The 25,414-nt window shown below is 64.3% G+C and carries 24 protein-coding genes; 11 read left to right on the top strand and 13 right to left on the bottom strand.

Going from position 1 to position 25,414, the window contains the following annotated elements; genetic code table 11:
* The 3 genes from ABD283_RS11230 to pdhA are packed head-to-tail and all read right to left on the bottom strand — an operon-like array spanning position 1 to position 3,869.
* Positions 1-1,635, bottom strand: a complete 1,635-nt coding sequence (locus tag ABD283_RS11230; RefSeq protein ID WP_344225110.1) for a dihydrolipoamide acetyltransferase family protein — start codon at positions 1,633-1,635, stop codon at positions 1-3.
* A 3-nt stretch (positions 1,636-1,638) separates the two neighbouring features.
* A complete protein-coding gene (locus ABD283_RS11225) occupies positions 1,639-2,649 on the bottom strand; it encodes an alpha-ketoacid dehydrogenase subunit beta (protein ID WP_344225109.1) in 1,011 nt (336 codons plus the stop codon).
* The gene (pdhA, locus tag ABD283_RS11220; RefSeq protein WP_344225128.1) at positions 2,649-3,869 is read right to left on the bottom strand and encodes a pyruvate dehydrogenase (acetyl-transferring) E1 component subunit alpha; all 1,221 of its coding nucleotides are present in this window, start codon (positions 3,867-3,869) and stop codon (positions 2,649-2,651) included. The genes ABD283_RS11225 and pdhA overlap by 1 nt, the downstream gene beginning before the upstream one ends.
* Before the next feature lie 319 nt (positions 3,870-4,188).
* Here pdhA and ABD283_RS11215 point away from each other — a divergent pair, with 319 nt between their 5' ends.
* The 3 genes from ABD283_RS11215 to ABD283_RS11205 all read left to right on the top strand — a co-directional run bounded on the left by ABD283_RS11215 (position 4,189) and on the right by ABD283_RS11205 (position 7,118).
* Positions 4,189-4,644 carry an Lrp/AsnC family transcriptional regulator gene (locus tag ABD283_RS11215; protein ID WP_190782274.1) on the top strand — a complete coding sequence of 152 codons (456 nt, stop codon included), beginning with the start codon at positions 4,189-4,191 and terminating at the stop codon, positions 4,642-4,644.
* A 289-nt stretch (positions 4,645-4,933) separates the two neighbouring features.
* Positions 4,934-6,391, top strand: coding sequence for a tryptophan-rich sensory protein (locus ABD283_RS11210; RefSeq protein ID WP_344225108.1), 1,458 nt, complete (start codon positions 4,934-4,936; stop codon positions 6,389-6,391).
* Positions 6,392-6,455: 64 nt separating this feature from the next.
* Positions 6,456-7,118, top strand: coding sequence for a CPBP family glutamic-type intramembrane protease (locus ABD283_RS11205; RefSeq protein WP_344225107.1), 663 nt, complete (start codon positions 6,456-6,458; stop codon positions 7,116-7,118).
* A 7-nt stretch (positions 7,119-7,125) separates the two neighbouring features.
* On the opposite strand, the gene ABD283_RS11200 is transcribed toward ABD283_RS11205, so the two are convergent.
* Together ABD283_RS11200 and ABD283_RS11195 are read right to left on the bottom strand one after the other, a co-directional pair.
* Complete coding sequence (locus ABD283_RS11200) at positions 7,126-8,607, bottom strand: ATP-binding cassette domain-containing protein (protein WP_344225127.1); 1,482 nt, start codon at positions 8,605-8,607, stop codon at positions 7,126-7,128.
* A gap of 225 nt (positions 8,608-8,832) precedes the next feature.
* Positions 8,833-9,474 (bottom strand): TetR/AcrR family transcriptional regulator, encoded by a 642-nt coding sequence (locus tag ABD283_RS11195; protein WP_344225106.1) that lies wholly within the window; start codon positions 9,472-9,474, stop codon positions 8,833-8,835.
* A gap of 96 nt (positions 9,475-9,570) precedes the next feature.
* Between ABD283_RS11195 and ABD283_RS11190 the strand changes: the two genes are divergently transcribed.
* The 4 genes from ABD283_RS11190 to ABD283_RS11175 all read left to right on the top strand — a co-directional run bounded on the left by ABD283_RS11190 (position 9,571) and on the right by ABD283_RS11175 (position 14,085).
* Positions 9,571-11,178 carry a hypothetical protein gene (locus ABD283_RS11190; RefSeq protein ID WP_344225105.1) on the top strand — a complete coding sequence of 536 codons (1,608 nt, stop codon included), beginning with the start codon at positions 9,571-9,573 and terminating at the stop codon, positions 11,176-11,178.
* A gap of 73 nt (positions 11,179-11,251) precedes the next feature.
* A complete protein-coding gene (locus ABD283_RS11185) occupies positions 11,252-11,707 on the top strand; it encodes a DUF4870 domain-containing protein (protein WP_344225104.1) in 456 nt (151 codons plus the stop codon).
* Between the two features lie 303 nt (positions 11,708-12,010).
* Positions 12,011-13,279 carry an NRAMP family divalent metal transporter gene (locus tag ABD283_RS11180; protein ID WP_344225103.1) on the top strand — a complete coding sequence of 423 codons (1,269 nt, stop codon included), beginning with the start codon at positions 12,011-12,013 and terminating at the stop codon, positions 13,277-13,279.
* Positions 13,280-13,284: 5 nt separating this feature from the next.
* The gene (locus ABD283_RS11175) at positions 13,285-14,085 is read left to right on the top strand and encodes a putative hydro-lyase (RefSeq protein WP_344225102.1); all 801 of its coding nucleotides are present in this window, start codon (positions 13,285-13,287) and stop codon (positions 14,083-14,085) included.
* Between the two features lie 121 nt (positions 14,086-14,206).
* Here ABD283_RS11175 and ABD283_RS11170 read toward each other — a convergent pair whose 3' ends face one another.
* The 7 genes from ABD283_RS11170 to ABD283_RS11140 all read right to left on the bottom strand — a co-directional run bounded on the left by ABD283_RS11170 (position 14,207) and on the right by ABD283_RS11140 (position 21,212).
* Complete coding sequence (locus ABD283_RS11170; protein ID WP_344225101.1) at positions 14,207-14,926, bottom strand: GntR family transcriptional regulator; 720 nt, start codon at positions 14,924-14,926, stop codon at positions 14,207-14,209.
* Positions 14,927-14,946: 20 nt separating this feature from the next.
* Entirely contained in the window at positions 14,947-16,686 is a 1,740-nt protein-coding gene (locus ABD283_RS11165) for an acetyl/propionyl/methylcrotonyl-CoA carboxylase subunit alpha (RefSeq protein ID WP_344225100.1), read from the bottom strand.
* Positions 16,683-18,437, bottom strand: coding sequence for a 5-oxoprolinase subunit B/C family protein (locus ABD283_RS11160; RefSeq protein ID WP_344225099.1), 1,755 nt, complete (start codon positions 18,435-18,437; stop codon positions 16,683-16,685). Before ABD283_RS11160 ends, ABD283_RS11165 begins: the two co-directional genes overlap by 4 nt.
* Complete coding sequence (locus ABD283_RS11155) at positions 18,434-19,192, bottom strand: LamB/YcsF family protein (protein WP_344225098.1); 759 nt, start codon at positions 19,190-19,192, stop codon at positions 18,434-18,436. Before ABD283_RS11155 ends, ABD283_RS11160 begins: the two co-directional genes overlap by 4 nt.
* Before the next feature lie 71 nt (positions 19,193-19,263).
* Positions 19,264-20,241: a cation efflux transmembrane domain-containing protein gene (locus ABD283_RS11150; RefSeq protein WP_344225097.1), complete on the bottom strand. Its 978-nt coding sequence runs from the start codon at positions 20,239-20,241 to the stop codon at positions 19,264-19,266.
* Positions 20,238-20,717 carry a transporter substrate-binding domain-containing protein gene (locus tag ABD283_RS11145; RefSeq protein ID WP_344225096.1) on the bottom strand — a complete coding sequence of 160 codons (480 nt, stop codon included), beginning with the start codon at positions 20,715-20,717 and terminating at the stop codon, positions 20,238-20,240. The genes ABD283_RS11150 and ABD283_RS11145 overlap by 4 nt, the downstream gene beginning before the upstream one ends.
* An 87-nt stretch (positions 20,718-20,804) precedes the next feature.
* The gene (locus tag ABD283_RS11140) at positions 20,805-21,212 is read right to left on the bottom strand and encodes a four-helix bundle copper-binding protein (protein ID WP_344225095.1); all 408 of its coding nucleotides are present in this window, start codon (positions 21,210-21,212) and stop codon (positions 20,805-20,807) included.
* A 280-nt stretch (positions 21,213-21,492) separates the two neighbouring features.
* Here ABD283_RS11140 and ABD283_RS11135 point away from each other — a divergent pair, with 280 nt between their 5' ends.
* Genes ABD283_RS11135 through ABD283_RS11125 form a run of 3 tightly spaced genes read left to right on the top strand, consistent with a single transcriptional unit; the run spans position 21,493 to position 23,877 of the window.
* A complete protein-coding gene (locus ABD283_RS11135) occupies positions 21,493-22,671 on the top strand; it encodes an LLM class flavin-dependent oxidoreductase (protein ID WP_344225094.1) in 1,179 nt (392 codons plus the stop codon).
* 40 nt (positions 22,672-22,711) lie between these two features.
* Positions 22,712-23,374, top strand: coding sequence for a CE1759 family FMN reductase (locus tag ABD283_RS11130; RefSeq protein WP_344225093.1), 663 nt, complete (start codon positions 22,712-22,714; stop codon positions 23,372-23,374).
* The gene (locus ABD283_RS11125; protein WP_344225092.1) at positions 23,371-23,877 is read left to right on the top strand and encodes a MarR family winged helix-turn-helix transcriptional regulator; all 507 of its coding nucleotides are present in this window, start codon (positions 23,371-23,373) and stop codon (positions 23,875-23,877) included. The genes ABD283_RS11130 and ABD283_RS11125 overlap by 4 nt, the downstream gene beginning before the upstream one ends.
* Before the next feature lie 97 nt (positions 23,878-23,974).
* Here ABD283_RS11125 and ABD283_RS11120 read toward each other — a convergent pair whose 3' ends face one another.
* Positions 23,975-24,400, bottom strand: coding sequence for a Fic family protein (locus ABD283_RS11120; RefSeq protein ID WP_344225091.1), 426 nt, complete (start codon positions 24,398-24,400; stop codon positions 23,975-23,977).
* Between the two features lie 64 nt (positions 24,401-24,464).
* On the opposite strand from ABD283_RS11120, the gene ABD283_RS11115 reads away from it, so the two are divergent.
* Positions 24,465-25,349, top strand: a complete 885-nt coding sequence (locus ABD283_RS11115) for an SDR family oxidoreductase (protein WP_344225090.1) — start codon at positions 24,465-24,467, stop codon at positions 25,347-25,349.
* Positions 25,350-25,414 lie beyond the last annotated feature (65 nt).

Here is a 25,414-nt window from a genome sequence, read left to right as displayed (position 1 = left end):
TTACATCCGCAGGAACGCGCTGGTCGGGTCTTCCACGGCGTCGGCGATGAAGCGCAGGAACCCGCCCGCGGAACCGCCGTCGCACACGCGATGGTCGAAGGCCAGCGTCAGCGTGGTGACCTTGCGGACCGCGAGTTCACCGTTGACCACCCAGGGCTTGTCGATGATGCGGCCGATGCCCAGGATGCCCACCTCGGGGTGGTTGATGATGGGCGTGGCTCCGTCCGTGCCGAACACGCCGTAATTGTTGAGCGTGAACGTGCTGCCTGACAGCTCCGACGGGCTCGCCTTGCCGGAGCGGGCCACCTCAATGACCTCGCGCATACGCTGGTTGAGCTCCAGCGTGCTGAGTTTGTCCGCATTGCGCAGGTTGGGAACCAGTAGTCCGCGCTCGGATTCCACGGCCAGGCCCAGGTTCACGCCGTCGAAGCGCGCGATCGAACGCGTGCCGTCCTCGTGAGTCTCGATCCGCGAACACAACTGCGGGTACGCCCGCAGTCCAGCCAGCGTGAAACGGGCCAGCAGGGCCAGCAGACTCGGCGCGTTCTCCGGGTCCTTGGCCTTGTAGCTCGCGCGCAGATTCAGCAGCTCGGTCGCATCCACGTCCACCCAAATGGTGGCCTCGGGGATCTCGGTGCGGGAGCGCGTCATGGCATCGGAAATCGCCTTGCGCACGCCCTTCACTGGTTCGCGCTGGGCCACCGTCAGACCGGTTCGCGAGTCCACGTCCTGGCCGTGTGTGCCGCCAACATTCGACGACGCCGCCGCAGCTGCCGCCGCCGGTGCCGCGCCACCCCTGGTCGGGACGGTTGAATGGCCCGGGTCAGAGGCATTGGCGGGCCACGGCGCCGGCGCAGCCGGAGCCGGGGGTGCGGGAGGCGCCGTTGCGAGACCGGTGGGCGCGGGACCGGCCGCATCCGAGCGGCGTCGTTGATCGTCCACCTGATCCATGGCGGCCCGGATGTCCTGGCGCATGATCAACCCGCCCGGTCCGGTGCCGGTGAGCGCGGTGATGTCCACGCCGTGCTCCTTGGCGAGCTTGCGCACCAGCGGCGAGATGACCGTGGGGGCCATCCGCGGGGCTGCGGTCAGTGCGTCGTGGGTGTGGGACGCGGCACCGGACTGGCCGGTCGCGGAACCGCCGGAGGTGCGCGCGGACTTGCCGCGGCGGCGTCGGCGGGAGGAGCCACCCGAAGTGGTGCCGTAGCCGATCAGCACGTTGCCGGAGGACTCGTCGGACTCATCGTCCGCGGACTCCTCGGCCGACGGGTGGGTGCCCGCGCGTTCTTCCTCGCGGTAGCTCGCGCCCTGGGTGGGCTCGGGAGAGTCATCGGATTCGGCAGCTGAGGCTTCCGCGGTGGGTGCCGGGGCGTCCTCCGAAGCCGGGGCCTCGGCGCCGTCGGACACCGAGATCAGCGACTGACCCACGGTGAGCGTCTCGCCCTCCGTGCCGTGCAGCTTGTGCACGGTGCCTTCGAAGGGGCTGGGGATCTCGACCGCCGACTTGGCGGTTTCGACCTCCACGATCGGCTGGTCCATGGCCACGGTGTCACCCTCGGCGACCAGCCAGTGCAGGATGTCCGCCTCGGTGAGACCTTCGCCCAGGTCGGGCAGATGGAACACATTGATGCTCACGGGTCAGTCCTCCCACTGCAGTTCGTCCAGGGTGTCGAGGATCCGCTCGACACTGGGGATGTGATGGTGTTCGAAGGCCGGCGAGGGGTAGGGGATATCGAACCCTGTAACCCGCAGGACCGGCGCGGCCAACGAATGGAAGCAGCGCTGCTGGGTGCGCGCCACGATTTCCGAGGCCACGGACGCGAAGCCCTGGGCCTCGGCAACCACCACGGCGCGGCCGGTCTTGCGTACGGAGGCCGCGACCGTTTCGTCGTCGTAGGGCACGATGGTGCCCAGGTCGATGACCTCCACGTTCAAGCCGTCCTGAGCGGCTTCTTCCGCCGCGGACAAGCACACGGGCACGGACGGGCCGTAGCTGATCAAGGTTGCGTCAGTACCTTCACGGGCGACGACGGCGTGCCCCTCGCGTTTCTGCGCGGTCCCGTTCGCGTACTGCTCGCGCAGCTCGTCCAGGTCGATCTGGGCGGTGGACCAGTACAAGCGCTTGGGCTCGAAGAAGACCACGGGGTCCGGGGAGTCGATGGCCTCACGCAGCATGAGGTAGGCATCGGTGACGGAGGCCGGGGTGAAGACCTTCAGGCCCGGGGTGTGGGCGTAGTAGGACTCCGAGGAATCACAGTGGTGCTCCACACCGCCCACGCCGCCGCCGTAGGGAATGCGGATGACCATCTGCATGGCCAGCTTGCCGCGGGTGCGGTTGTGCATCTTGGCCACGTGTGAGGCGATCTGCTCGAAGGCGGGGTAGGCGAAGGCATCGAACTGCATCTCGACCACCGGGCGCATGCCGTTCATGGCCATGCCCACGGCTGTACCGATGATGCCGGATTCCGCGAGGGGAGTGTCGAAGCAGCGCTCGCGGCCGAATTTAGCGGTTAGGCCGTCGGTGATGCGGAAAACGCCACCGAGGGTTCCCACGTCCTCACCGAAGATCAGAACGCTCGGATCGGTTTCCAGGGCGTCCGCGAGAGCGGTGTTCAGCGCCTTGGCAAAGCTGATTTTCTGGACGCTCATCACGCCTCCTCTCGGGACAGTTCGTCGGCCAGCAGGTCGGATTGCTCGCGCAACTGGGTGGTGGGTTCGCTGTAGACGTGGCGGAACAGGTCCTGGGGATCCAGCTCCGGTTTGGTGGCCATGGCTTCACGCAGGCGCTTGGCCATGTCCTCGGCGTGCGCGGAAATCTGCTCCGACGCGGCGTCGTCCAGGGCGTCCTGATCGTTGAGGTAGCGCTGCATGCGCGTGATCGGATCCTTGGCCACCCACTCGGAGACCTCGTCGCGCTCGCGGTAACGGGTGTCGTCATCCGCGTTGGTGTGCGCCTGCATGCGGTAGGTCATGGCCTCAACCAGAAGCGGGCCCTTGCCCTGGCGGCACAGTTCCACGCCGCGGCCCAGCACGGAGAGCAGAGCGGCCAGATCGTTGCCGTCCACGCGCTCGCCGGCCATGCCGTACCCGACGGCCTTGTGCGCCAGCGTGGGGGCGTGAGTCTGGGAGGACAGCGGCACGGAGATCGCGTAGCCGTTGTTCTGCACCAGGAAGAGGACGGGTAGCTGGAATACGGCGGCGAAGTTGAGGGCTTCGTGGAAGTCGCCCTCGGAGGTGGCGCCATCGCCGCACATCGCCAGGGTGACGGTGTCCTCGCCGCGCAGCTTGGCCGCGTGCGCGACACCCACGGCGTGCAGGAGCTGGGTGGTGAGCGGGGTGGCCTGAATGCTGACCTTGTACTCGCGCGGATCGAAACCGCCGTGCCAGTCACCGCGGAAGGTGCTCATGACCTCGAGCGGATCCACGCCGCGGGACATCACGGCCACCGAGTCGCGGTAGGTGGGGAATAGCCAGTCGTTATCGCCCAAGCACATAGCCGCTGCGACCTGGCAGGCTTCCTGGCCCTGGCTCGAAGGGTAGACGGCCATGCGCCCCTGACGGACCAACGCCATGTTCTGGTCGTTGATGCGGCGACCCACCACGAGCTTCTCGTACGCCTTGAGCAACTGCTCGGTCGAGGGCATGGGGTACTCGTGACCCGGTTCGGGGCCCTGCTCGCTGTCCGGGACGGGCTGTCCATCCGGGGCCAGCAGCTGGATCTCGTTGGTTGCCGGAAGCATGTAGGCCTCCGGGGTGATGCCGAAGTTCTTGGACGCTTCCACCGCGGGGATCACGGGTGCGGTGTCCTCTGCGGGGGTTTCGTCGACGGCGCCGGGGGTGGTCTCTTCAACTGTCGAGTTGTCCTGCATGTCCGACGCGTTGGAGTCCGTCGTGGAGGCCTCGGTGGCGGGATCGCCGCCGGGTGAAGTGGGCTCGCTCATGGCCGACCCCTTCCATGGTTGGTTCAGACGTTTCGTGATCCAAGTATGGGAACTATCGGCCTGTTGTCTCCACAGTTCTGGGATGCACTGGACGAAAGTGCGCTTCAGGGGCTCATCGTGGACAATATGATCTGATGTGACCTACGTCATGACGGTTTGTCGGATGGGTGCAGATGTATCCGATGAGCGGAGGCGAGAAGGCGGCGAGCGGCGTCGTCGGCGAAGTGTGTGAAGAAAGAAGAACGGGATGGCCGAGAAGCGGCGGGCGGATCTGGACGATACGGATCGACGGATCCTGGACGAACTGACCCGGGACGCACGGCAGTCGGTGACGGCGCTGGCGAGCAGGGTGCATATTTCGCGTGCGCACGCCTACGAAAGGATCAAGAAGCTCCACGATCAGGGCGTGATTCTGCGGTACACGGCGGTGATCGATCCGGTGCGGGCGGGACTGGACGCGTCCGCGTACGTGACCGTGCGGCTGAAGCAAAACACGTGGCCGTCCCTGTGCGCCAAGCTGCGGCAAATTTCTCAGGTGCAGCACGTGGCGTTGGTGGGTGGCACGTTCGACGTGATGTTGCTGGTGCGGGCCAGTAGCACCACGGAACTGCGCGACGTGATTTTCGAGATGATCCAACCCATGCCCGAGGTGGTGGACACCCAGACCTTCTTGATTTTCGAGGACGTGGATGCGCGGGGGTAGTTAGTCCGTTTGCGGCGAGTGCTGCCCACTGATCGACGGTAAAACCATGCGCGGCCCGAATCTGCAAAGTAGTCGACGATATAACCAGAATTCTCGACTTCTAGGGACGCAACGTCGATGGATTTGCAGGGCGTCAGGGATTTGGGTCGTAACGTCGATGGGAATGCGGCGCACACAGTAGATTTCCAGGTGTGGTTCCGCGCAGGTGCGGTCAGTGGTGCGATGCTCAGTAGGCGAACTATTGCGCGGCAACGTGTCCGCGCCAGGTCCATCAGAATGAGGGGTTCTCATGAGCGACACTTCACGGTTGGCACTGGTCACCGGTGCCACGGGGTACATCGGCGGCAACGTGGCGCAGGAACTGCTCGACCGGGGCTGGCGGGTCAGAGTGCTCAGCCGCAGCGCGGAGAAAGTCCGCGGTCTGCCGTGGGGTGACCGCGTAGTTGCAAACGGCCAAGAGGCTGGGCCTGGTCAGGCTGAGGTTGTTGAAGGTGATGCCTCGGACGCTAAGGACATTGCCCGCGCCATGGAGAACGTGGACGTCGCTTGGTACCTGTTGCACTCGATGGGTGACACCGATGATTTCGTGGAGGAAGAGAAGTCCATGGCGGACACCTTCGCCACGGCGGCGCGCAATGCGGGCGTCAACAGGATCATCTACTTGGGTGGCCTTCACCCCGCAGACACCACCACTGAAGAGCTGTCCGACCACCTGCGTTCCCGGGTGGAAGTCGGACAGGTGCTCATGGACTCCGGCGTTCCAACAGCCGCATTGCAGACCGGTGTGGTGATTGGGGACGGGTCCTCGTCCTTCACCATGATTCGGCACTTGTCCGAGCGGCTTCCCGGTGCCATAGCTCCCAAGTGGGTCCGTAACCACATCCACCCGATCGCGGTGGCCGATGTCATGCACTACCTGGTGGGCGCCGCAGACCTGCCGGAAGACGTGAACCGCACTTTCGACGTGGGCGGCCCCGAACCCCTCGAGTACGCCGACATGCTCAAGGAATACGCGAGCGCACTCAACAAGATCCCGCGTTTCATGCTGACGGCCCCGGTGACCACGACGGAACTGGCAGCGTACTGGATCGGTTTGGTCACGCCGGTGAAGTCGACCCTGGTCCGCCCGCTTATCGGCAGCCTCCAACACGACACCGTGGTGCGCGAGCGCGATCTGGACGATTATGTCGGCCCGCCGCCGGGCGGTCACACCTCGTTCCAAACCGCTGTGCGAACCGCGGTCAAGGATCTGGACACCTCCCGCTGGGCCAAGATTTTCTGGGCGACGACGGCGGGAGTGGCCGCGACCGCCGTCGTCGGATCGCTGGCGACCAAGCCGAACTCGGCTTGGTACAAGACCCTGAAGAAGCCGGCCTTCCAGCCGCCTGCGTGGCTGTTCCCCGTCGCCTGGCCGGCACTCTATGCGGACATCGCCGCGATCGGCTCCCTGACCATTGCGGATCTGGGGGAGCAGGACCGCACCAAGGAGCAGCGCAACTATGTGGCAGCGCTGGCGACCAATCTGGTGCTCAATGCCGGCTGGAGCGTCCTGTTCTTCGACCGCAAGAAGCTGGGCCCAGCCGCCGTAGAATCGATCGCGCTGGCCGCGAGCACGGCCGACCTGGTGCGCCGTTCCGGCAAGGTGTCCAAGGAAAAGGCGGTGGTCCTCGCGCCGTATGCCGGGTGGACCGCGTTCGCTGCGGTGCTTACTGGAACCATTCGCGCGTTGAACCCCCGCAGGGACTGACATCCGCACCCGTGCGGACCGACAACCTAGCGACCCGACCACAACCCCTGTGAAAGGCACCACCGTGAGGGATTCCGACGCACAGCCCACCGATGCGCCCCCGGTACTGCCCGGAGGGGCTTCTCGCGTGGCCGTCATCGCCACGGGGGTGCTGGCGGCTGCCGCGCTCGCGTGGTCCCTGCGCATCGAAGCCGGGGACCCATGGTTCTACCCGGCCACCTTCATTCTTGCCGCGATCTACATCGTGGGCAGTCTCGTGGCGGTTCGGTTGGTGGGCAGCAGATTTCGTTGGCACGTCTCACGGCGGGGGATTCGCGACGCCGTGGTGGGCGGTGGGCTCTTAGCCCTCGTCTTCTTCGCGGGCGCCTTCTTGGTGCGGTTCATTCCGTTTCTGCGCGACCCCGTGGATGAACTCCTGGACCATGCCCGGGTTGGCAGCCTGGTATTCGTGTTGATCACCACCGCGGTCAATGGTGTTGCGGAGGAGATGTTCTACAGAGGCGCGCTGTGGCGGGCTGTAAAGCCTGGATACCGAATGGTCGTGACCACGGTGTTGTACACCGCAGTCACGGCCTTGGCCGGAGTGCCGCTGCTGGCTTTCGCCGCTGCCGCCCTCGGTGTGCTGGTGGCCGTGCTGCGTGAGCGGACTCAGTCGCTGACACCGCCGATCATCGCCCACCTCATCTGGTCCGTGAGCATGCTCGTGGTGTTGCCGCAGGTGGTTTGATCGGGTGTTAGCGACCTTCGACATCAAGTGCCAATTCTGCCGTCACCCCGATTCGTTCGATGAAACTGTCATCGTGGCTGACCACCAGCTGGGCACCCTCAAACGCATTGAGCGCATCCACCAGCTGATCCACCGACCGCAGGTCCAGGTTGTTAGTGGGCTCGTCCAGAATGAGTAGCTTGGGAGCGGGTTCCGAGGTCAGCACCCGCGCCAAGGCAACGCGCAGCAGTTCACCGCCGGATAGTTCACTCATTTGCTTGTCAGACTGCGCACCTCGGAACAGGAATCGGGCCAGGGTCTCGCGGCACGCATGCTCGGTTGCCGCTGGGTTGGCCAGCTGCAGCTCCTGAACCAAAGTCAGCTCCGGACGTTCCACGGTTAATCGCTGCGGGATGTACCCCACGGGTGATAGCCGGTAGCGCACGGTCCACGGGGCCACACCCGCTAGATCCGCATCGCGTGGCCCCTCGGCGGAATCGGCCGTCCACGCGACTATTCGTTCAAGCAGCGTGGTTTTCCCGGAACCGTTCCGACCGGCCAGCCGCACCCGTTCCGGGCCGGCCATATCGAACCGTTCCGTGTCACCATCGGTAAGGGATCGCTCCAACTCCAGAACCTTGGTCCCATTGGCCACGGCGGTCTGGGGCAGCTGAACGCGGATGTGCCGATCCGCACGCAAGGCATCCCGAGCTTCGGCTGCCGCAGCAGCGGCCGTCTTCTCCCTCTCGGCAAGGATGCCGCGTAACTTACCCGCCTGAACCTGAGCGGACATCGCGTCGTTACCCATGGCCATGCCGGGCTTGCGCTTTTGCCGCTTGAACTTCTCACCCCGGGTCGCCCGATGGCTCAGCTTGGTCTCCTCTTCGATGCGTTCGCGCTTCTGTTTCTTGGCCTCAGCCTCCGCCCGGGACACTTCGCGCAGCGCCGCCTCCTGTTGGGTGGCCAGGTAGGTCTCGTATTCGCTGTACGTGCCACCGAATTCGGTGAGTTGCCCATCCCGCAGTTCCACGATCTGATCCACGAGTTCCAGCAGTTGCCGGTCATGGCTCACGATCAACAGCGACGCCTTCCACCCCCGCACAGTTGCGAAGAGGTCCTCGCGCGCGGCGGCGTCCAAATTGTTGGTGGGCTCGTCCAGAACGGTCAGTTGCGCTCGCCGCAGCACCGCGCCTGCCAACGCCGCCCGCATGATTTCGCCGCCGGACAGCTCCGTTACGCGCCGTTTCAGATCGGTGGGAAGCCCGCGCGCGGCCAGTTCCGCCTGCGCACGCTCCTCAATATCCCAGTCATCGCCGACGACGTCGTACTCCGCCTCCTCCACGCTGCCCGCCTCGATCGCGCGGAGACTTTTCAGGATGTGGCCGATACCCAGAAGTTGATCCATTGTGGATTCGGACTGGGCGGTGATGTCCTGTGGGACGTACGCGATGCCGGCTGCGCGGTGTAGCGACCCTGCCGTCGGTTCGAGTTGTCCCGTGAGGACTCGCAGCAGTGTGGACTTACTGCTGCTGCGCTATGAAATGACCCCCAGCAACCGCCTACGAAAGGCGGGCAGAAACATGAAAGGCCAGAGCGGCGTCGTCAATTAAAGAAAGAACGAAGGCGTGAAGAAGCGCGTGCAGCGGCGGGCTCAGAGAGAACCTGCAAGCTTCACAGCGCTCACCTTTCGTGGACAACAAGACCCGAGCAGCTTAACCCCGGACCGCCTCGAAAGCTAGGGTTTTTGCGCTGCGGGGCGGGTGAACGCGAGCCACATGGTCGGGATGACGCGCTGGTCGGTGTTTTCGCCCATGGCCATGCGATCGGTGAGCTGGCCGCTGTAGCTGGTGAGCATGAGTCGGGTCATGTCCGCGGCGGGGATGGTGAACTCCAAGTGCTGGCTCTCCGCCACGCGGCCCAGGGCATTTTCAACGGCGCCGTAGAGCTTGCCGCGCAACGGTCGGACGACTTCGCGAACCTCGCTCGAGCGAAAGGCCGCGAGGAACAATTCGAGCCGCACAGCCTGCACGTTCATGTTGGAGGACTGGTCCGTGACGCCTTCGATGATGCGGGTGACGACCTCATCCGTGTTCGCATCCGAATCGAGCCACTGTTCCAGCTCCGAGTCGAGGCGGTCGATCAGGCTGTCCACCAAGTTCTCGAAGACAGCCACCGCCAAGTCCAGTTTGGTTGCGAAGTTGGAGTAGAAAGCGCCGCGCGTGAAACCGGCTGCCGCGCACAGCTCGCCAATGGATGCGCCGTCGATCCCCTTCTCGGCGAAAACCCCCTCCGACGACGCAATCAGCCGTCTGCGCGTGGCTGTCCGGGAGCGCTTGTCCGCGTCCTGGACCGTTGCCTGTGATGTCTGCTCAGTCACTTTCGCCCGCCTCCCTCTTGCAGTCTCAATACATGAGTGTATCGTGAATCTGAAAACTCGATACATCAATGTATCCAAATCTCTTTCGGGGGCACTATGGCAGACGACAAACTAGGCGAGCGCGCATCGCACCAAGCTGCGGGAAAGGGGCGAGGCCCGTTCTACTCAGCCACCTTCTGGGCACTTCCGGCGGTGGTCATCATGGTTCTGGCGGTTCTCGGGACGGCCCTGTATTTGGGCGGGCTATCCAATCCGGCAGGCCACCTCAAGGACTTCCCGGTGGCCATGGTCAATCAGGATCGCGGGGCCGAAGTGCCGCGAGCGGGCGATGGTACCGAGAAACAGAACTACGGTCATCGCATCGAGGACGGCTTCGCATCCGAGGCGGGTAAGGATGAGCGTTTGGACCTGCGCCGGCTGGATTGGGATCAGGCGCAGGACCAATTGGAACGTGGTGAGCTGTTCGGCGTGGTGGTCATCCCCGAGTCCTTCTCGGAGGACACGGTGAGCATGGTCAAGGGATCGCTCACGCAGGAATCTGCGGCGCGACCGGAAATCACGCTGTATACGGATCCACAAGCGGGTTCTCTGGGAACTCGGATCGCCACGGAAGCGGTGCAACCCGGCCTTGAGCGGGCGAGCTCCACGATGGGTGAGTCTCTGGTGAAGTCTGCACAATCAGCCCAGCAGGAGGCTTATGACCAGGTGCTGACGGAGCTGGAGTCGCAGCAGGATAAGCAGTCCGAAGAGCTGGCACGGTCAGCGGCACAGGGTGGTCCGGCGGTGCAGCAGTTTGCGCAGCAGATTCAACAAGCCCAATCCGGCACCCCCAAACAGGTGGCCGATCAGCTGGCGCCCAAGGTCAGCTCCGTCTCTACGGACCTGCTGCGAGATCCGGTGAATGTGGACACCAAGCCGTACCAAGAACTTGAAGAGGGTACGGCCTTGGGTATGGGCGCGTTCTACTACGCGATCATCCTGCTGGTGATCGGTCTCTCCGGGTCCATTGCGGTCAACGTCCTGATGGATGGCCGTATGGGCATGGCCCCGTTCGAGATGGGCCCGGTGTTCCGTGATCTGCCGCGCGTGGGGCTGCCGCGGTGGTTGAACTTCCTGATGAAGTGGGGCCTATTCACCGTGGCGGCCGCACCCACTTCGGCCCTGATGCTGTGGGTCGGCGCGGCAGTGGGTATGCCCATGCCGCATGGTGTGGCGGTGTTCTTCGCGGGATGGCTGTCGTTGTCCGCGGTCTCGGCCGTGGTGCTCGCGCTCATCACACTGGGTGGCTCCGCGGGCATGGTGCTCTCGATGATCTACCTGGTGTTCATGGGGTTGCCGTCCGCGGGTGCAGTGGTTCCGCTGCAGGCCGTGCCGGACTTCTTCCGGGTGATTGCGCCAATTGAACCGCTGCATCACATCTTCATGATGATCCGTTCACTTCTGTACTTCGATGCCCAGGCTGATGCCGGATTGCAGTCCGGGTTGATCGGCATTTCGTTGATCCTCATCATCGCCGTACTCGTGGCTCTCGCCGCGGGGTGGGCTTACGACCGGAAGTTCGGCAGGCGAGGCCCCCGGGGTCCGGGCAAGCACGCTGCACACCGTGGGGAGTCGCCTGCGACGGATGCTGCACATCCGGCTGTGACCGGAGGTCAGCCTGCGGTGAAGAGTGGGGAAAACCCCAGTGCAGTGGCAAGTTCCTGACTTTAGGCTTGAGGTAACGGGAAACCCCCGCCCCCTCCACCCCCCGGTGGAACTCAACCTTGACGGAGATGCCATGAGTTACGAACCGCAGCAACCCCGCCCGGACTACCGCTCCGGCGGTGCCGGCGGCTACGACAACTACGACACCCACCGCCGCACCGGTTCCAGCGATCCTCAGAACGACGAGAAGACCGTGGCCATCCTGACGCACCTGTCCGGACCCATTGCCGCGATCATCTCGGTGGGCTGGCTGGGCTTCCTCGGCCCGTTGAGCGTCTGGTTCATCTACAAGGACAAGAGCCCGTTCCTGCGTGCCGCGGCCGCCGGGGCGTTCAACTTCAACGTGACCCTGTGGATCATCAATGTGATCGGTTGGATCTGCATCTTCACGGTCATTCTGATCCCCGTTGGTCTGATTCTGATCGCGGCCTACTGGATCTTGCTGCTGGTCTGCCACATTGTGGCTGCCGCGCGCGCCAATAACGGTGAGGTCTACCGCTACCCGATGCAGTTGCCCATTCTGCGCTGAGCGTGGGGAGTATCGGCTGATGGCCGAAGCTCTGAAATCTGAGACATGGAAAAGCCGCTCCGGCACGCTCGGAGTGGCTTTTTCGTGCCCAGAATTTTGGGGGCGGCTTAGGAGTCCCCGGATCGAACTTCGATGGTCGTCAGAACCGAAATGAGCGTGGCGAGGGCACGCGCCGCAGCGTAGTGCATCGCGCAGCCGGGCAAAGTTGTTGAACAATCTCTTGCCCGAATTGTTGAACAACCTGTAGTCTTCCGGCAATACATCAATCTGTGACGCCAGTCACCCGACCCATCGGATGAAGACATGTCGACAGAAGCACCCCAGCCCGGGCAATCTGCCCAGCCTTCCCAGTCCTCCCCATTAGGGGTCGAGGCGGGCAAGGCGAAGTCCGGAGGCCACCGCACTGCGCTCCTCGGTGCCATGTTCCTCATGGCCACCAGCGCGATCGGCCCCGGATTCATCACTCAGACCACCGTGTTCACAGTCCAACTAGGGGCAGCTTTCGCATTCGCGATTTTCGTGTCCATCCTGGTGGACATTGCCGTGCAGCTGAACGTCTGGCGGGTCATCGGCGTCTCGGGCCAGCGTGCGCAGGAACTGGGCAGCAAGGTCCTTCCCGGCGCAGGCATTGTCCTGGCTGCGCTCGTGTTTGTGGGCGGAGCGGTGTTCAACATCGGCAATATTGCCGGTACCGGGCTTGGGCTCAACGCCATGATCGGGTTGGATCCGAAGATCGGCGGCGGTATTTCCGCGGCCGTGGCGATCCTGATCTTCCTCTCCAAACGCGCAGGCATGGCGCTGGACCGGATCGTGGTGTTCCTGGGTGCCATCATGATTCTCCTGATGCTCTATGTGGCAATTGTCGCCGCGCCTCCCGTGGGTGTTGCACTGAAGAACACCGTGCTTCCGGAGGAGATCGATTTCCTGGTGATCACCACATTGATCGGCGGCACCGTGGGTGGCTACATCACCTACTCCGGTGCTCACCGCATGATCGATTCCGGTGTGAGTGGCGTGGAAAGCGTCAAACAGATTAGCCGCAGCTCCGTGCTGGGCATCCTGGTTACGTGCATCATGCGCGTGCTGTTGTTCCTTGCCATCTTCGGAGTGGTCGCCGGGGGAGTGGCGTTGACCAGCGACAACATGGCTGCTGAAGCGTTCGGCGCAGCCGCTGGTGAGATCGGCATGCGAATCTTCGGTGTGGTGCTGTGGTCCGCGGCCCTGACCTCTGTCATTGGCGCAGCCTTCACGTCCATCTCCTTCGTGACCAAGTCCTCCGGCAGCCCGCGCACCCGAAACCTGTTGACGGTCGCCTTCATCTTCGTGTGTGCCGTGGTCTACCTGTTCCTCGGCCAAGCTCCGCAAACTCTGCTGATCTTCGCGGGTGCCTTCAACGGGCTGATCCTGCCGTTCGGGTTCGCCATCCTGTTGTGGGTGGCCTGGCGCCGTAAAGATCTGCTGCACGGCTACGTGTATCCCAAGTGGCTACTGACTATTGGTGTGCTGGCGTGGCTTCTCACCCTGTTCCTGGGGTGGAACTCCCTGGCCGGACTCACCCGGCTGTGGAGCTGAGCGACATGAACAACGTTTCAGACTCTGACCTTTCCCGTCTCACTCCCCAAGAGGCCCGGCGGCGGTTCCGCGAGGGCTTGCTGCGCCCCACCTCCGGGATCTCCGCGGGATACGCACAGGCCAACCTGATCATTGTGCCGAGGGAACTCGCCTTCGATGTCCTGTTATTCGCCCAACTCAATCCCAAACCCTGCCCCGTGCTCGGGGTGCTGGACGCGGGCGAGACCACCGGAGAACTTCTCAAGGACGGTGACATCCGCACGGACCTCCCGCAGTACGTCGTCTATGAGAACGGTCAGGAAATCGCTCGTCCCACCGATGTCACGGAGTACTGGCGCGACGACCTGGTCACCTTCATAGTCGGCTGTTCCTTCACGTTCGAGGACGCTCTACTGAATAACGGCATCCGCATGGCGCATAACGATCAGGGCGTCAACGTGCCCATGTATCGCACCAACCGCCGCTGCGCATCGGCGGGGTCACTATCCGGTCCGCTCGTGGTCTCAATGCGTCCGGTTCCCGCGTCCCAGGTGGCCGACGCCGTTCGCATCACCTCCCGCTATCCCGCCGTCCACGGCGCTCCCGTGCACGTGGGCAACCCCGAAGGTCTGGGGATCGAGGACATCAATCAACCGGATTTTGGCGACCCCGTACGCCTCGAGCCTGGTCACATCCCGGTGTTCTGGGCCTGCGGTGTGACTCCGCAGGCGGCCGTGATGGAATCCCGCCCGCCGTTCGCGATCTCTCACGCTCCCGGCCACATGCTCATCACGGATGCCAAGGATTCCGACTATCAGGTGCCCTAACCAGCCGGTTCAGAACTGAGACATGGAAAAGCCACACCGGTACGCCCGGAGTGGCTTTTTCATGTCCGGAGTCTTGCGGGTGGCTTCAGGGCGCCTCAGATCTCCGTGTCCCCGCTCGCAGCTACGCCATGTTCTCCAACAGCTGCGCTTCCGCGAACGTGAGGTAATCGCGCAGCACCTCCGCAGCCTCGGCGCGCTGCCCCGCTTGCAATAGGCGCAGGAGATCGGCATTGCGGTCCACGTAGTCTCCGTGGAAGTCGGGATCCGCAGACATGGAGTGGAACACGAGCCGCATGCGCGCGAGCAACCGATCCATCGTGGTGACCAGGGTGTCCGAACCGGTCAGGGCCATGAGTCCGCGGTGGAAACGCTGATTGGCGTCACCCATGCCTTTGATGTCCCCGGCCTCGCGAGCGCTCCGGGCAGCTGCTATCACGGCGCTCAACTCGGTCAGCACCTCCGAAGGGCACGAGCCCCACAACACAGCCCCCGGTTCGATGATGCGACGAGCGCTGTAAATCTCTCGCACATCGTCCGCGGTCGGGCGCGCCACGAACACTCCGCGGTTGGGCACCCGGTCAACCAACGACTCGCCGGCCAGCACCGTGAACGCCTCCCGCAGCGTGTTCCGCGAAACGCCCAGTTCCCGCGCAATCGTTTGCTCCGACAGCTTTAATCCGGGTGCCAACTGGCCTCCCGAAATACGTGCGCGGAGCTGGGCCGCCGCGAGACCACTGGCCTGCGCGCCTTCGGCAGGGATCGGCATCGGCGCCCCGGAGGGCGACACGGGCGAAGAGGAAGCCGCCGCGTCGGCGGGTTCGAATGCAAAGTTGCTGGTCACCGGCTCATCCTCTCACCGGTCTAGGCGATCTCGCCCAGGGCCTGCCCCTTGCTGACGGCATCACCTTCGCCCAGCTCGCCGCGAGTCAGCGTGCCGTTGCGGTGTGCACGCACGGGGGTCTCCATCTTCATGGCCTCGAGCACAAGCACGGTGTCGCCTTCGGAAACCTTCGCGCCGTCCTCGGCGGACCACTTTACGACCGTCCCGTCCATGGGCGCGGTCAGCGTGCTGTCCGACGCCTCGTCAACGCCCGACGACGCCGTCCCCTCACCGTCCGCACGCGCCCCACCACCGTGCAGCAGGGCCTCCACCATGGCGGTGGGAAGTCCGAGCTGCACGGCCTTGCCGTCGAGATCCACGGTCAGGGTGGTTCGATCGGCGGCACCGGAAGTCACATACGGCGAGGCCTCCAGCTCTTCCGTGAACGCGTCCTCAATCCACGTGGTGTACACCCCCAACTCATCGGGGGAAGTGAAATCGGGGTGCTCCACAACGGCCCGGTGGAATGGCACCACCGTGGGCAACCCTTTGATACTCAGCTCTGCCAGGGCCGCGCGGGAACGCCGCAGCGCCTGCTGCCGGTCCTCACCCCACACGATGAGTTTGGCCAGCATCGAGTCGTAGTCGGGTGGGACCACGGACCCGGAACGCACGCCCGTATCCACGCGGATCCCCGCGCCCGTTGGCGCCTCGAAGGCCTCCACTGTTCCTGGTGTCGGCAGGAAACCCAGCGCCGGATCTTCGGCATTGAGGCGGAATTCGAACGCGTGCCCGCGTGGTTCCGGATCCTCGGCGACGCTCAGCTCCAACCCTTCGGCCACCCGGAACTGTTCGCGTACTAGGTCCACCCCGGTGGTCTCCTCGCTGACCGGGTGCTCCACCTGCAAGCGCGTGTTGACCTCCAGGAACGAGATCAGCCCGTCCGGAGCCACCAGGTACTCGACCGTGCCCGCACTCGTGTAGCCGGCCTCACGGCAAATGTCCCGCGCGGATTCGTGAATGGTTTTGCGCTGCTCGTCGCTCAGGAACGGGGCCGGGGCCTCCTCCACGAGTTTCTGGTTGCGCCGCTGCAGCGAGCAATCGCGGGTGCCCACCACGGTCACTTTGCCGTGGGTGTCCGCAATGACCTGGGCCTCCACGTGACGCGGTTTGTCGAGGAAGCGCTCCACAAAGCATTCGCCCCGCCCGAAGGCCGACGTCGCTTCCCGCACCGCCGCATCGAACGCGGACTCGACCTCATCCAGGGTTCGCGCAATGCGCATCCCGCGGCCACCACCGCCGAAGGCTGCCTTGATGGCGATCGGCAATCCGTGCTCCTCGGCGAAGGACCGGGCCGCGGCGGCGTCGTCGACCGGGCCGTCCGTACCCGGTACCAAAGGTGCACCGGCGCGCACCGCGATTTCGCGGGCCGTGACCTTGTTGCCGAGCGTGCGGATGACCTCGGCGGACGGGCCGACCCAGGTGAGGCCGGCATCGCTGACGGCCTGGGCGAAGTCCGCGTTTTCGGACAGGAAGCCGTAGCCGGGATGCACCGCGTCAGCTCCGGCGCGGGAGGCCGCCTCCAACAACGCCTCGATGTTGAGGTAGGTCTCCGCCGAGGACGAGCCGGGCAGCGAGTAGGCCTCGTCGGCCATGCGGACGTGGAAGGAATCGGCGTCCGGTTCGGAATAGACGGCGACCGAGACCAGGTTCGCATCTGCGCAGGCCCGTGCAATCCGGACCGCGATCTCCCCGCGATTGGCGATCAAGACCTTCTTCATGCTGATTCTCCTGAGGTTTGGGGTGCGTTCGCGGGGCGGGGCGAATCGATGATCGTGAACCGGACCGAGACACCCGGCGGTAACTGTGCCGCGCGGGGCAGGTCTTCCGGAACGACCACGGCGATCACCGGATAACCGCCGGTCACGGGATGGTCGGCGAGGAACAGCACGGGGACCCCGGAATGGGGGACCTGCAGCGAACCGGCAACCACACCCTCGCTCGCGAGTTCGCCCTCGCGGGAACGCTCTAACCGGTTGTCGTCCGCCGGCGGTTCGAACCGCACTCCCACGCGGTTGGACTGGCTGCTCACAGTCCATTCCTGGCTGCTGAAGGTTTTGAGGGCCTCCGGGGTGAACCAATCGTCGCGCGGACCGGGCGTCACGCGCAGCACCGTGGGTTCGTCAGTTTCGGGGAACGCGACCGCGGGGTTCTCTGGGTCGCCGACGGCGCGCCCCGCTGCCACGTTCGGCACGGGGAGTTCGTCGCCGGATTCCAACGGCTCCGGCCCGATCCCGGACATCACATCGGTTGAGCGACTCCCCAGAACCTCCACCGTGGCAAAGCCACCGCGCACGGCAAGGTAACTTCGCAGCCCGGCGGAGGGAGCGTCCAGAGTCAGTCGTTCACCGTCGTACAGAGCGAACGGGGCGTTGATTGATACGGAGCGATTCCCGTTGGGGCCTTCGATCCTCGCGGGAACGGGGGCGCCGGTCAGCGCCACGACATGATGACCGCGGGCCGTGACGGATAGCCCGCCCAGCATGGTCTCGATGACGGCGGCATCGGGGGAGTTACCCACTAACCGATTCGCCTGTGCTGGCGACGCATGATCTGCCGCTCCGGAGGCCACTACGCCCAGATCACCCAGACCTGGTCGGCCGGTATCCTGAAGTAGCGACTGCATACCGGGATCCTCGATGACGAGCGCTCGAGTCACTTCCTCAGTAGCGTCCGATTCAGCGCTCGCCGCCCTGTCATTTGTGACCTCCGCAAGCTCCCGCACCGCCCGGTACTTCACCGTGTCCCCCGGGCGAATCAGGGAGGGCTCCTCACGGTTCACGTCCCACAACGGCGCGTTCGTGTGCCCGATCAACTGCCACCCGCCCGGCGACCGCTGCGGATACACGGCAGAGAACCGCCCCGCCAGCGCCACTGATCCAGTGGGCACCGCGGTGCGCGGGGAATCTCTGCGCGGTACCTCTAATGGATCCCCGGGGGCTACCAGGTACGCGAAACCCGGTGCGAAACCTCCGAACGCGGCCGTCCACTCGGTACCCGTGTGCGCCTCGATCACGCCGCGCTCGCCAAGGCCGGTCAGCTCACCCACCTCGGCCAGGTCCTCGCCGTCGTAGATCACGTCGATCTCCACGGTCTTCCCGGTGGCGGCGTCGGCGTGGTCAAGGCGAGCGGTAACGACGTCGCTCGCGGCTTTCCGCGCGGCCGCGTGCGTCGAGAAGGTCAGCAGTACGGTCTCCGCGGCGGCCAGGACGTCGAGCTGGCCGGGGTAGGGGTGTGCGCTCAGCTGCGTGTGCCAGCGCATGACCTCTTTCAGTGATGAACATTCGATCAGGAATGCGCGGGTGCCGGCCCAGCGGAGCGGAAGCTCCGATGCAATTGAACCGGAGGAGCGGCTCGGGTGCGGCGAAGCGTCAGGTCCGCCGGAGGCGTTCAGTAGGCCGGGCGGTGTCTGTTCAACGGATCGGTCGCGCGAAGCGGATCCGCCCTGCGTGGAGGAGGCGTCCGGGCTCATGCGAATGACCGGATCTTCACGCCCGCGCGCTCCAGTCCGGTCCGGACGTCCGCGGCCATGGCCGCGGAACCGGGGGTGTCCCCGTGCAGGCAAATACTCTCCGCCTGAATGCGCACGGTGGAACCGTCCACGGCGGTCAGCGTGCCCTCTTCAGCCAACCGGATCATGCGTTCGGTGACCTCTGCCGAGTCATGCAGGACCGCACCTTCCTCGCGGCGGGACACCAGCGTGCCCTCCGGAGTGTAACCACGGTCTGCGAACGCCTCAGCGACTGCGCGCAGTCCAGCCTGCTCGGCCTTCTTGAGCGCAACGGAACCGGGTAACAGCAGTAAGGGAAGGTCACCGCCGAAGGCCTTGACCGCGTCCACCACGGCCTGGGCGTGAACCTCGTGATGCACGATCGTGTTGTAGAGGGCGCCGTGCGGCTTCACGTACTTGATCTCAGTCCCGACCGAACGGGCCATGGCCTCGAGGGCCCCCATCTGGTAGAGCACGTCGTCCGCCAACTCCTGCGGGGAGCAGTCCAGAAAGCGCCGGCCGAAACCGGCCAGGTCCCGATACGCCACGTGCGCGCCCACGGTCACACCGGCGGCGACGGCGTCCCGGCAGGTTTGCGCCATCACGCTCGGGTCACCGGCGTGGAACCCACACGCCACGTTGGCGGAGGAGACGGATCGGAAGATCGCGGCGTCGTCGCCCATGCTCCAGTTGCCGAACGACTCGCCCACGTCGCTGTTCAGATCGATGACCGTCATGCGTGACCTCCGTCTCATTGGTGAGTTCCAGGATGCCTGACGGGGCAGGATTGTTCAACAATTACGGCCGGTTACTCCGACTCCACCACGTTTGGGAGGTGTGTGACTGGCGCGATCACCACGTCGCGAATCTTCCAATCCTGCTCAAACAGGGCATTCTCGGCCGCTTCGAGCCGTTCGGGTGTGGCCAACTCCAAGGATGTGGGAATAACGAATCCCTCGATCTGGAACACTTGACCCTCATCTCGGAGGCGCACATTAGCTGCCCGTACCCAGTCCAAGTTCTGCAGGAACTCTTGCGCATGATTGAGGAGTGGGTGGGGCTTCTTGTTGTCCACAGTGGTGGGGCGGCCGTCCATCAACCCGGAGACCGCAGCCGAGAGGTTGCTGACACCGTCCTTGACGATGGACGTGGCAATCACGATGGCCGCAGCGGCATCTGCCCACCACAGCCCCAGGCCGATCCCGGCAATGCCCACGATCGCGGCCAACGAGGTCATCCAGTCCGCCTTGTTCATGTCGGCGTCTGCATAGAGAACCTTGTTATGCAGGGGCTCGGCGAGCTTGAGCTTCATGTGGCCCAGGATTACCGGAGGGATGCCGGTGACCAGTAGCACCAGGATCATGAGCCAACCCAGCCAGATGGTGTGGCCGAACAGGTCGATGCCGCCAATGGTCGGGTGCTCCACCGTAATCAGCTTGATGGCCGAGTCCACGATCATGTAGCCACCCATGACCAGCAGTGCCGTGCCTGCTACCAAGTGGGCGATGCCAATGGCTCGGTGGTAGCCGAACGGATGTTTCGCGTTGGCCGGTTTTCGGGTGACCCGCACGCCGATCAGGAATGCGATGGGCGGGACCAAGGAGAGCATGTCCTCGACCCAGGCGGTCTTCATGGCTTGGGAGTTGCCCATCACCAGGAAGACCAGAACCACCGTCACACTCAGCACGCCCAGGGTGGTCCATTCCAGACGCACCGCTTTTTTCATCGCGCGGGAGATCTCATCGGGCAAGTGCTCGTCATCTGCGGGGCTTTCCATGCGCTTCATGATTGGCCTCCGCGGGCCTGCAGGAACTGATCGAGCTCCAGGAGGAAGGCGTTCTCACCATTGGCCACGGCCATGACGTGCTTCTCGGTCTCGCCGTACTCGTTGACCGTCTCCTTATAGGGTCGAGTCAGGCCCAATTTCTTTTGCCACTCGGTGTCCATTGTCATTCCGCCGATCAGCAGGTCTAGCTGACCGTGCTCCACATCGGTGACCAGGTGTTCCTCGCTTGCGATGGTCCACTCGATGCGCGCATTCAAAGTGTCGGCGAAATCCTCCACCAGGCGCACTTCTTCGCCAGTGGGTTCACCGCCTTCCGTGGACACGAAGGACTTATTGGGTGTGGCCCCCACGCGAAGGACCCCATTGGTCACCCTGTCCAGAGTGCCGTTGGGGTCCGCTGGATAGTGCGTCACGCAGCCGGTCAGGGCGAAAATCAGCCCGATGGTCAGCATGAGACGGGATAGCACCGATTTCATGGGTTAACCGTAATTCCGCAGTAGGGGGCACGGTAGGGGCTAAATGGCGCGAAGCGTTGGCATGCGTGTTGCTCCTGGGTGCCGGTGTCAGCCCAGCGAATCAATCAGTTCCGCGCAGGCCTGTTCGCAGCGGCGGCAGGCTTCCGCGCACACGCTGCAGTGCTTGTGCATTTCGGCGTGCTGTTCGCATTCGTTCGCGCAGCTCTTGCATGCCATCCGGCAGGTTTCGACTATGGATCGGGTGAGATTTGCGTCGTATCCGGTGTGCCGCGAGAGTACATTGCCCGTGGTCGCGCAGATGTCAGCGCAATCCGCATTGGTGCGGATGCACTTGGTCAATTCAGCCACCATGTCTTCCGACAAGCAGGCGTCGGCGCATGCCGTGCAGGTTTGGGCGCATTCGAAGCACGCTGCAATGCAGTCGGCGAGCTTCTGCTGGTTCACCTCGCCCAGGTCCTTAGGGTAGGCCTCGAGCATCTGGTTGATGTGGGTCATGCGGTCTTCCTTCTCCAATGCGCCACTCGCGTGACGCTGCGGTCAGGGTCGCGAGGTCCGGACAACCTCAAATCAACAGTAGCCTTGCTGTTTATCTTGGGTGAAGCCCCCTAGAGGGTGAGTGTGGGGGCATGAGTGCCCTTGCCCACATTCAGAAACTTTCCGTGGAATAAATCTCGGATCGGGTGCATTATGTGGGTAGTTCAAATTTGAAAGACCAACGGAGCGGGCCGACGGGACTACCGCAGCGGCGTCGTCATCCAGGACACAGGAGGCAGTCATGCAACTCGGCATCTTCACCATCGGTGACGTCACCATGGACCCCACCACCGGCAAGACTCCCAGCGAGAACGAGCGGATCAAGGCGACCGTGGAGATCGCCAAGAAGGCCGAAGAGCTGGGCATGGACGTTTTTGCGACCGGCCAGCACCACAATCCGCCGTTCGTGGCTCCGGCCAACCCGCCCATCCTCATGGCGCACGTGGCCGCGCAGACCAAGAACATTCAGTTGTCCACCGCCACCACCCTAATCACCACCACGGACCCGGTGCGCATTGCCGAGGATTACTCCTACGTGCAGCACCTGGCCGACGGTCGCGTGGATCTGACCATGGGCCGCGGCAACACCGGCCCCGTGTACCCCTGGTTCGGCAAGGACATCCGTCAGGGCATCCCGCTGGCCGTGGAGAACTACCAGTTGCTCTACCGCCTGTGGCACGAGGAGAACGTGGACTTCTCCGGTCGTTTCCGCACCCCGCTGCAGGGCTTCACCGCGACCCCGCGTCCGCTGGATGACGTGGCTCCGTTCGTGTGGCACGGCTCCATCCGCTCCCCAGAAATCCCGGAGCAGGCCGCGTTCTACGGTGACGGCTTCTTCCACAACAACATCTTCTGGAACAAGGAACACACCGAGCGCATGGTGGACTTCTACCGTCAGCGCTACGAGTACTACGGTCACGGTTCCTACGACCAGGCGATCGTGGGCCTGGGCGGTCAGGTGTTCATGCGGAAGAACTCGCAGGACGCCAAGCGTGAGTTCCGTCCGTACTTCGACAACGCTCCCGTCTACGGCCACGGCCCCTCCATGGAGGACTTCACCTCCCAGACTCCGCTGACCGTGGGCTCGCCGCAGGAAGTCATCGAGCGGACCCTGTCCTTCCGCGACTACGCCGGTGACTACCAGCGTCAACTGTTCCTCATGGACCACGCAGGTCTGCCGCTGAAGACCGTGCTCGAGCAGTTGGACCTGCTGGGCGAGGAGGTCTTCCCCGTGCTGCGCAAGGAGTTCGACGCCCTGCGTCCGGCACACGTGCCCGAAGCTCCGACCCACGAGTCCCTGGTGGCCCGCCACAAGGCCGGCAAGGACCCGATCCCCGGCGGCGGCCCGGACTCCCAAGCGGCCAAGGATCGTGCCAAGCAGGCAGAAGCCGCTCAGCGCGACCACGAAAACTCCAAGTAATTCCACGCAGTAACAAGCAGTACGTAGAGAGAAGGACACCATGACTGATCGTTTGACCCTCGCGGTGGTGACCGCTGGGCTATCAGAAGACTCCACGACCACGCGCTTGGGTGAGGCGATCGCGAAGGCCGCGAGCGGCGTCGCCGAACAAGCCGGGCAGCACCTGGATATCAAGGTGATCTCGCTGCGCGACCTGGCCCACGGGCTGACCGACATGATGATCACGCACGTGGCCTCCCCGGCCGTGCAGGACGCGATCGACACCGTGCTCAACGCGGACGGTCTGGTCGCGGCCTCGCCCACGTACAAGGCGTCCTACTCGGGGCTGTTCAAGCAGTTCTTCGACGTGATCGATGAATCTGCGTTCGAGAACCTGCCCACCGTGATCGCCGCGACGGGTGGGTCGCCGCGCCACTCGCTCGTGCTCGACACGGCCATGCGACCGCTACTGAGCTACCTCAAGGCCCTCGTATTGCCGCTGGGCATCTACGCGGCCTCCGAGGACTGGGGTCACGCTGACCTGCAGCGGCGGATCGATCGCGTGGGCGCCTCGCTCGGCACCATGTTGCTCGCGGGTTCGCCGGGCGGTGCGTCCGGCACGTTCGACGACGACGCCGCCCGCCCCGGTCTGCGCCGCGAGGTCAAGGACGAGTTCAGCAACGTTCCCGACTTCGCGAGCCTGCTTGCCTCGGTGGGATCATGAGCGCCACGGTGACCTGCGCATCCGTGCCGTCCGAGCCTGCGATGGGTTCGGAAGGCACGGGGGCTCCTGACGTGTCCCAGCAGGATTGGGAGGCGTGGCAAGTCTACTTCGAGACCACCGCTCAGCTCACCGCGCGCATCGAGGATCGGCTCAAGGCCCACGGCTGTTCCCTGATGGATTATCAGGTGCTTTTACTGCTCTACAACGCCCCCGATCGTCGAATGCGCATGGGTGAGCTGGCGCACCGCATGGTGTTTTCGCCGTCCCGGCTCAGCTACCAGGTCGGTGTGCTGGGCAAGCGCGGCTGGGTCGAACGCCGCCGTGTGGAGTGTGACGGCCGCGGCTGGGAAGCGGTGCTCACCGCCGAAGGCCTACGCGCCTTCCGCGAACTCCGCCCCGCCCACGCCCGCGACGTTCAGGAGCTCTTCTTCTCAGCCCTTCAAGGCGACGACGCCGCTCGCTTGGCCGACCTCATGCGTCGCGTGAGCGGGTTGTTGGGTTAGTTCCGGCCTCCTGGGAGGCCATCCGCCATTTGGTGCCGCTTTACTGCAAAGTAGCCACCCCTACTCTGCAGTAAGGCGGCATCAGGTGGTTCTGCTGTCAGGAGCCGAAGTTCCGGCGACCGGCGCGCTCCGCGAAATCGTCCAGGGCTCTCACGACGGCGGGCACCACCCAGACTTTCTGGCCCCGTACTTTGATGGACCGCTCTTCTCGTAACAACCCAGCTTCGGTCAGTGAGTCCACCGTGCGGTAGGCGGTTGCCTTCGAAATGCCCGCGATGTTTTCCACCATTCCTGCTGTGAAGGCAGGTTCCGAACAGCACAACTCGGCAAGCGCGCGCAGGGGCGCGGTGACGCGGCGTCGTGAATCCAGGACTTGCTGATGGAAGGCGCGGACATCGTCGATCAGCTGATCTGCGTTAGCCAGGGATCCCAGGACGGCAAGGGAAAAACAGTCCACGATGGACGCGGGGTTTCCGGCGCGGTAGTCGTTCAGCGCATCGATGTAATCGTCGATGTCGTGCAAGAGGCCTTTATTGAGACAATCCGCTGTTCTGGTCTCAATAAGATGCTCTTGCAAGACTGTTGCCATGACGACTTCTCACGGAACGCTTCCCTTGCACGGCCAAACCGCCCTGGTCACCGGGGTGTCACGACGCCGCGGGATCGGGTTCGCGGTGGCCCGCGCCTTCGCTCGACTGGGGGCCAGCGTCTTCATTCACCACTACAGCCCGCACGACGAGGACCAGCCGTGGGGCGCGGACGACCTGAGCGGCGTCGTCGGCGAATTGCAGGCCGAACTCACCGAAGGTGCCGTGCTGGGTGAGATGAGCGCGGACCTGCAGGATACGGAGCAGATCCAACCGCTCGTCGACGCTGCGCACGCGCTCACCGGATCTCTGGACATCCTGGTGTGCAATCAGGCGAAGAGTGGAGGGGACGGCTCCATTCTGGACATGACGCCCGAGGCCCTGGATGCCTTCTGGGACACCAACACTCGCTCCACCCTGCTGTTGACGCGGGCCTTCGCGCTGCTCAAGACCGATGTGCCCACCGAAGCGGCGAGGCCGGGCGATCGATTGGGCAGCGGGCACGGTAAGAAATTCTCCAAGCCGACAGGACGCGTGTTCTGGATGACGTCGGGCCAGGGGCACGGGCCGATGCGCGGCGAGGTTGCCTACGCCACGAGTAAGGCTGCGCTCGCGGGCGTCACTGCCACGGTCGCGGCGGAACTACTGGAGCTCGGCATCGTGCTCAACACCGTGAACCCCGGCCCCGTCGACACCGGCTACCTCACGCCGGACGCCACAGATCGCTCACTCGAGGGCGTCCAAGAATTGCTGGATGCTCAACCATTCGGCCGTTTCGGTGAACCGGCCGACCCCGCCAAACTGATCAGCTGGCTCGCCACGGACGACGGCGCCTGGATCGTCGGTCAGGTACTCACCTCGGATGGCGGGTTCTATCTGGCGTGAATTTGGTGGCGAGCCATCTGATGCCGTCTTACTGCAGAGTAGGCCGAGCTACCTTGCAGTAAGAG

It is taken from the genome of Kocuria atrinae (genome assembly GCF_039531425.1).
GTDB lineage: Bacteria > Actinomycetota > Actinomycetes > Actinomycetales > Micrococcaceae > Kocuria > Kocuria atrinae.
This window is presented reverse-complemented; position numbering and strand designations above follow the sequence as displayed.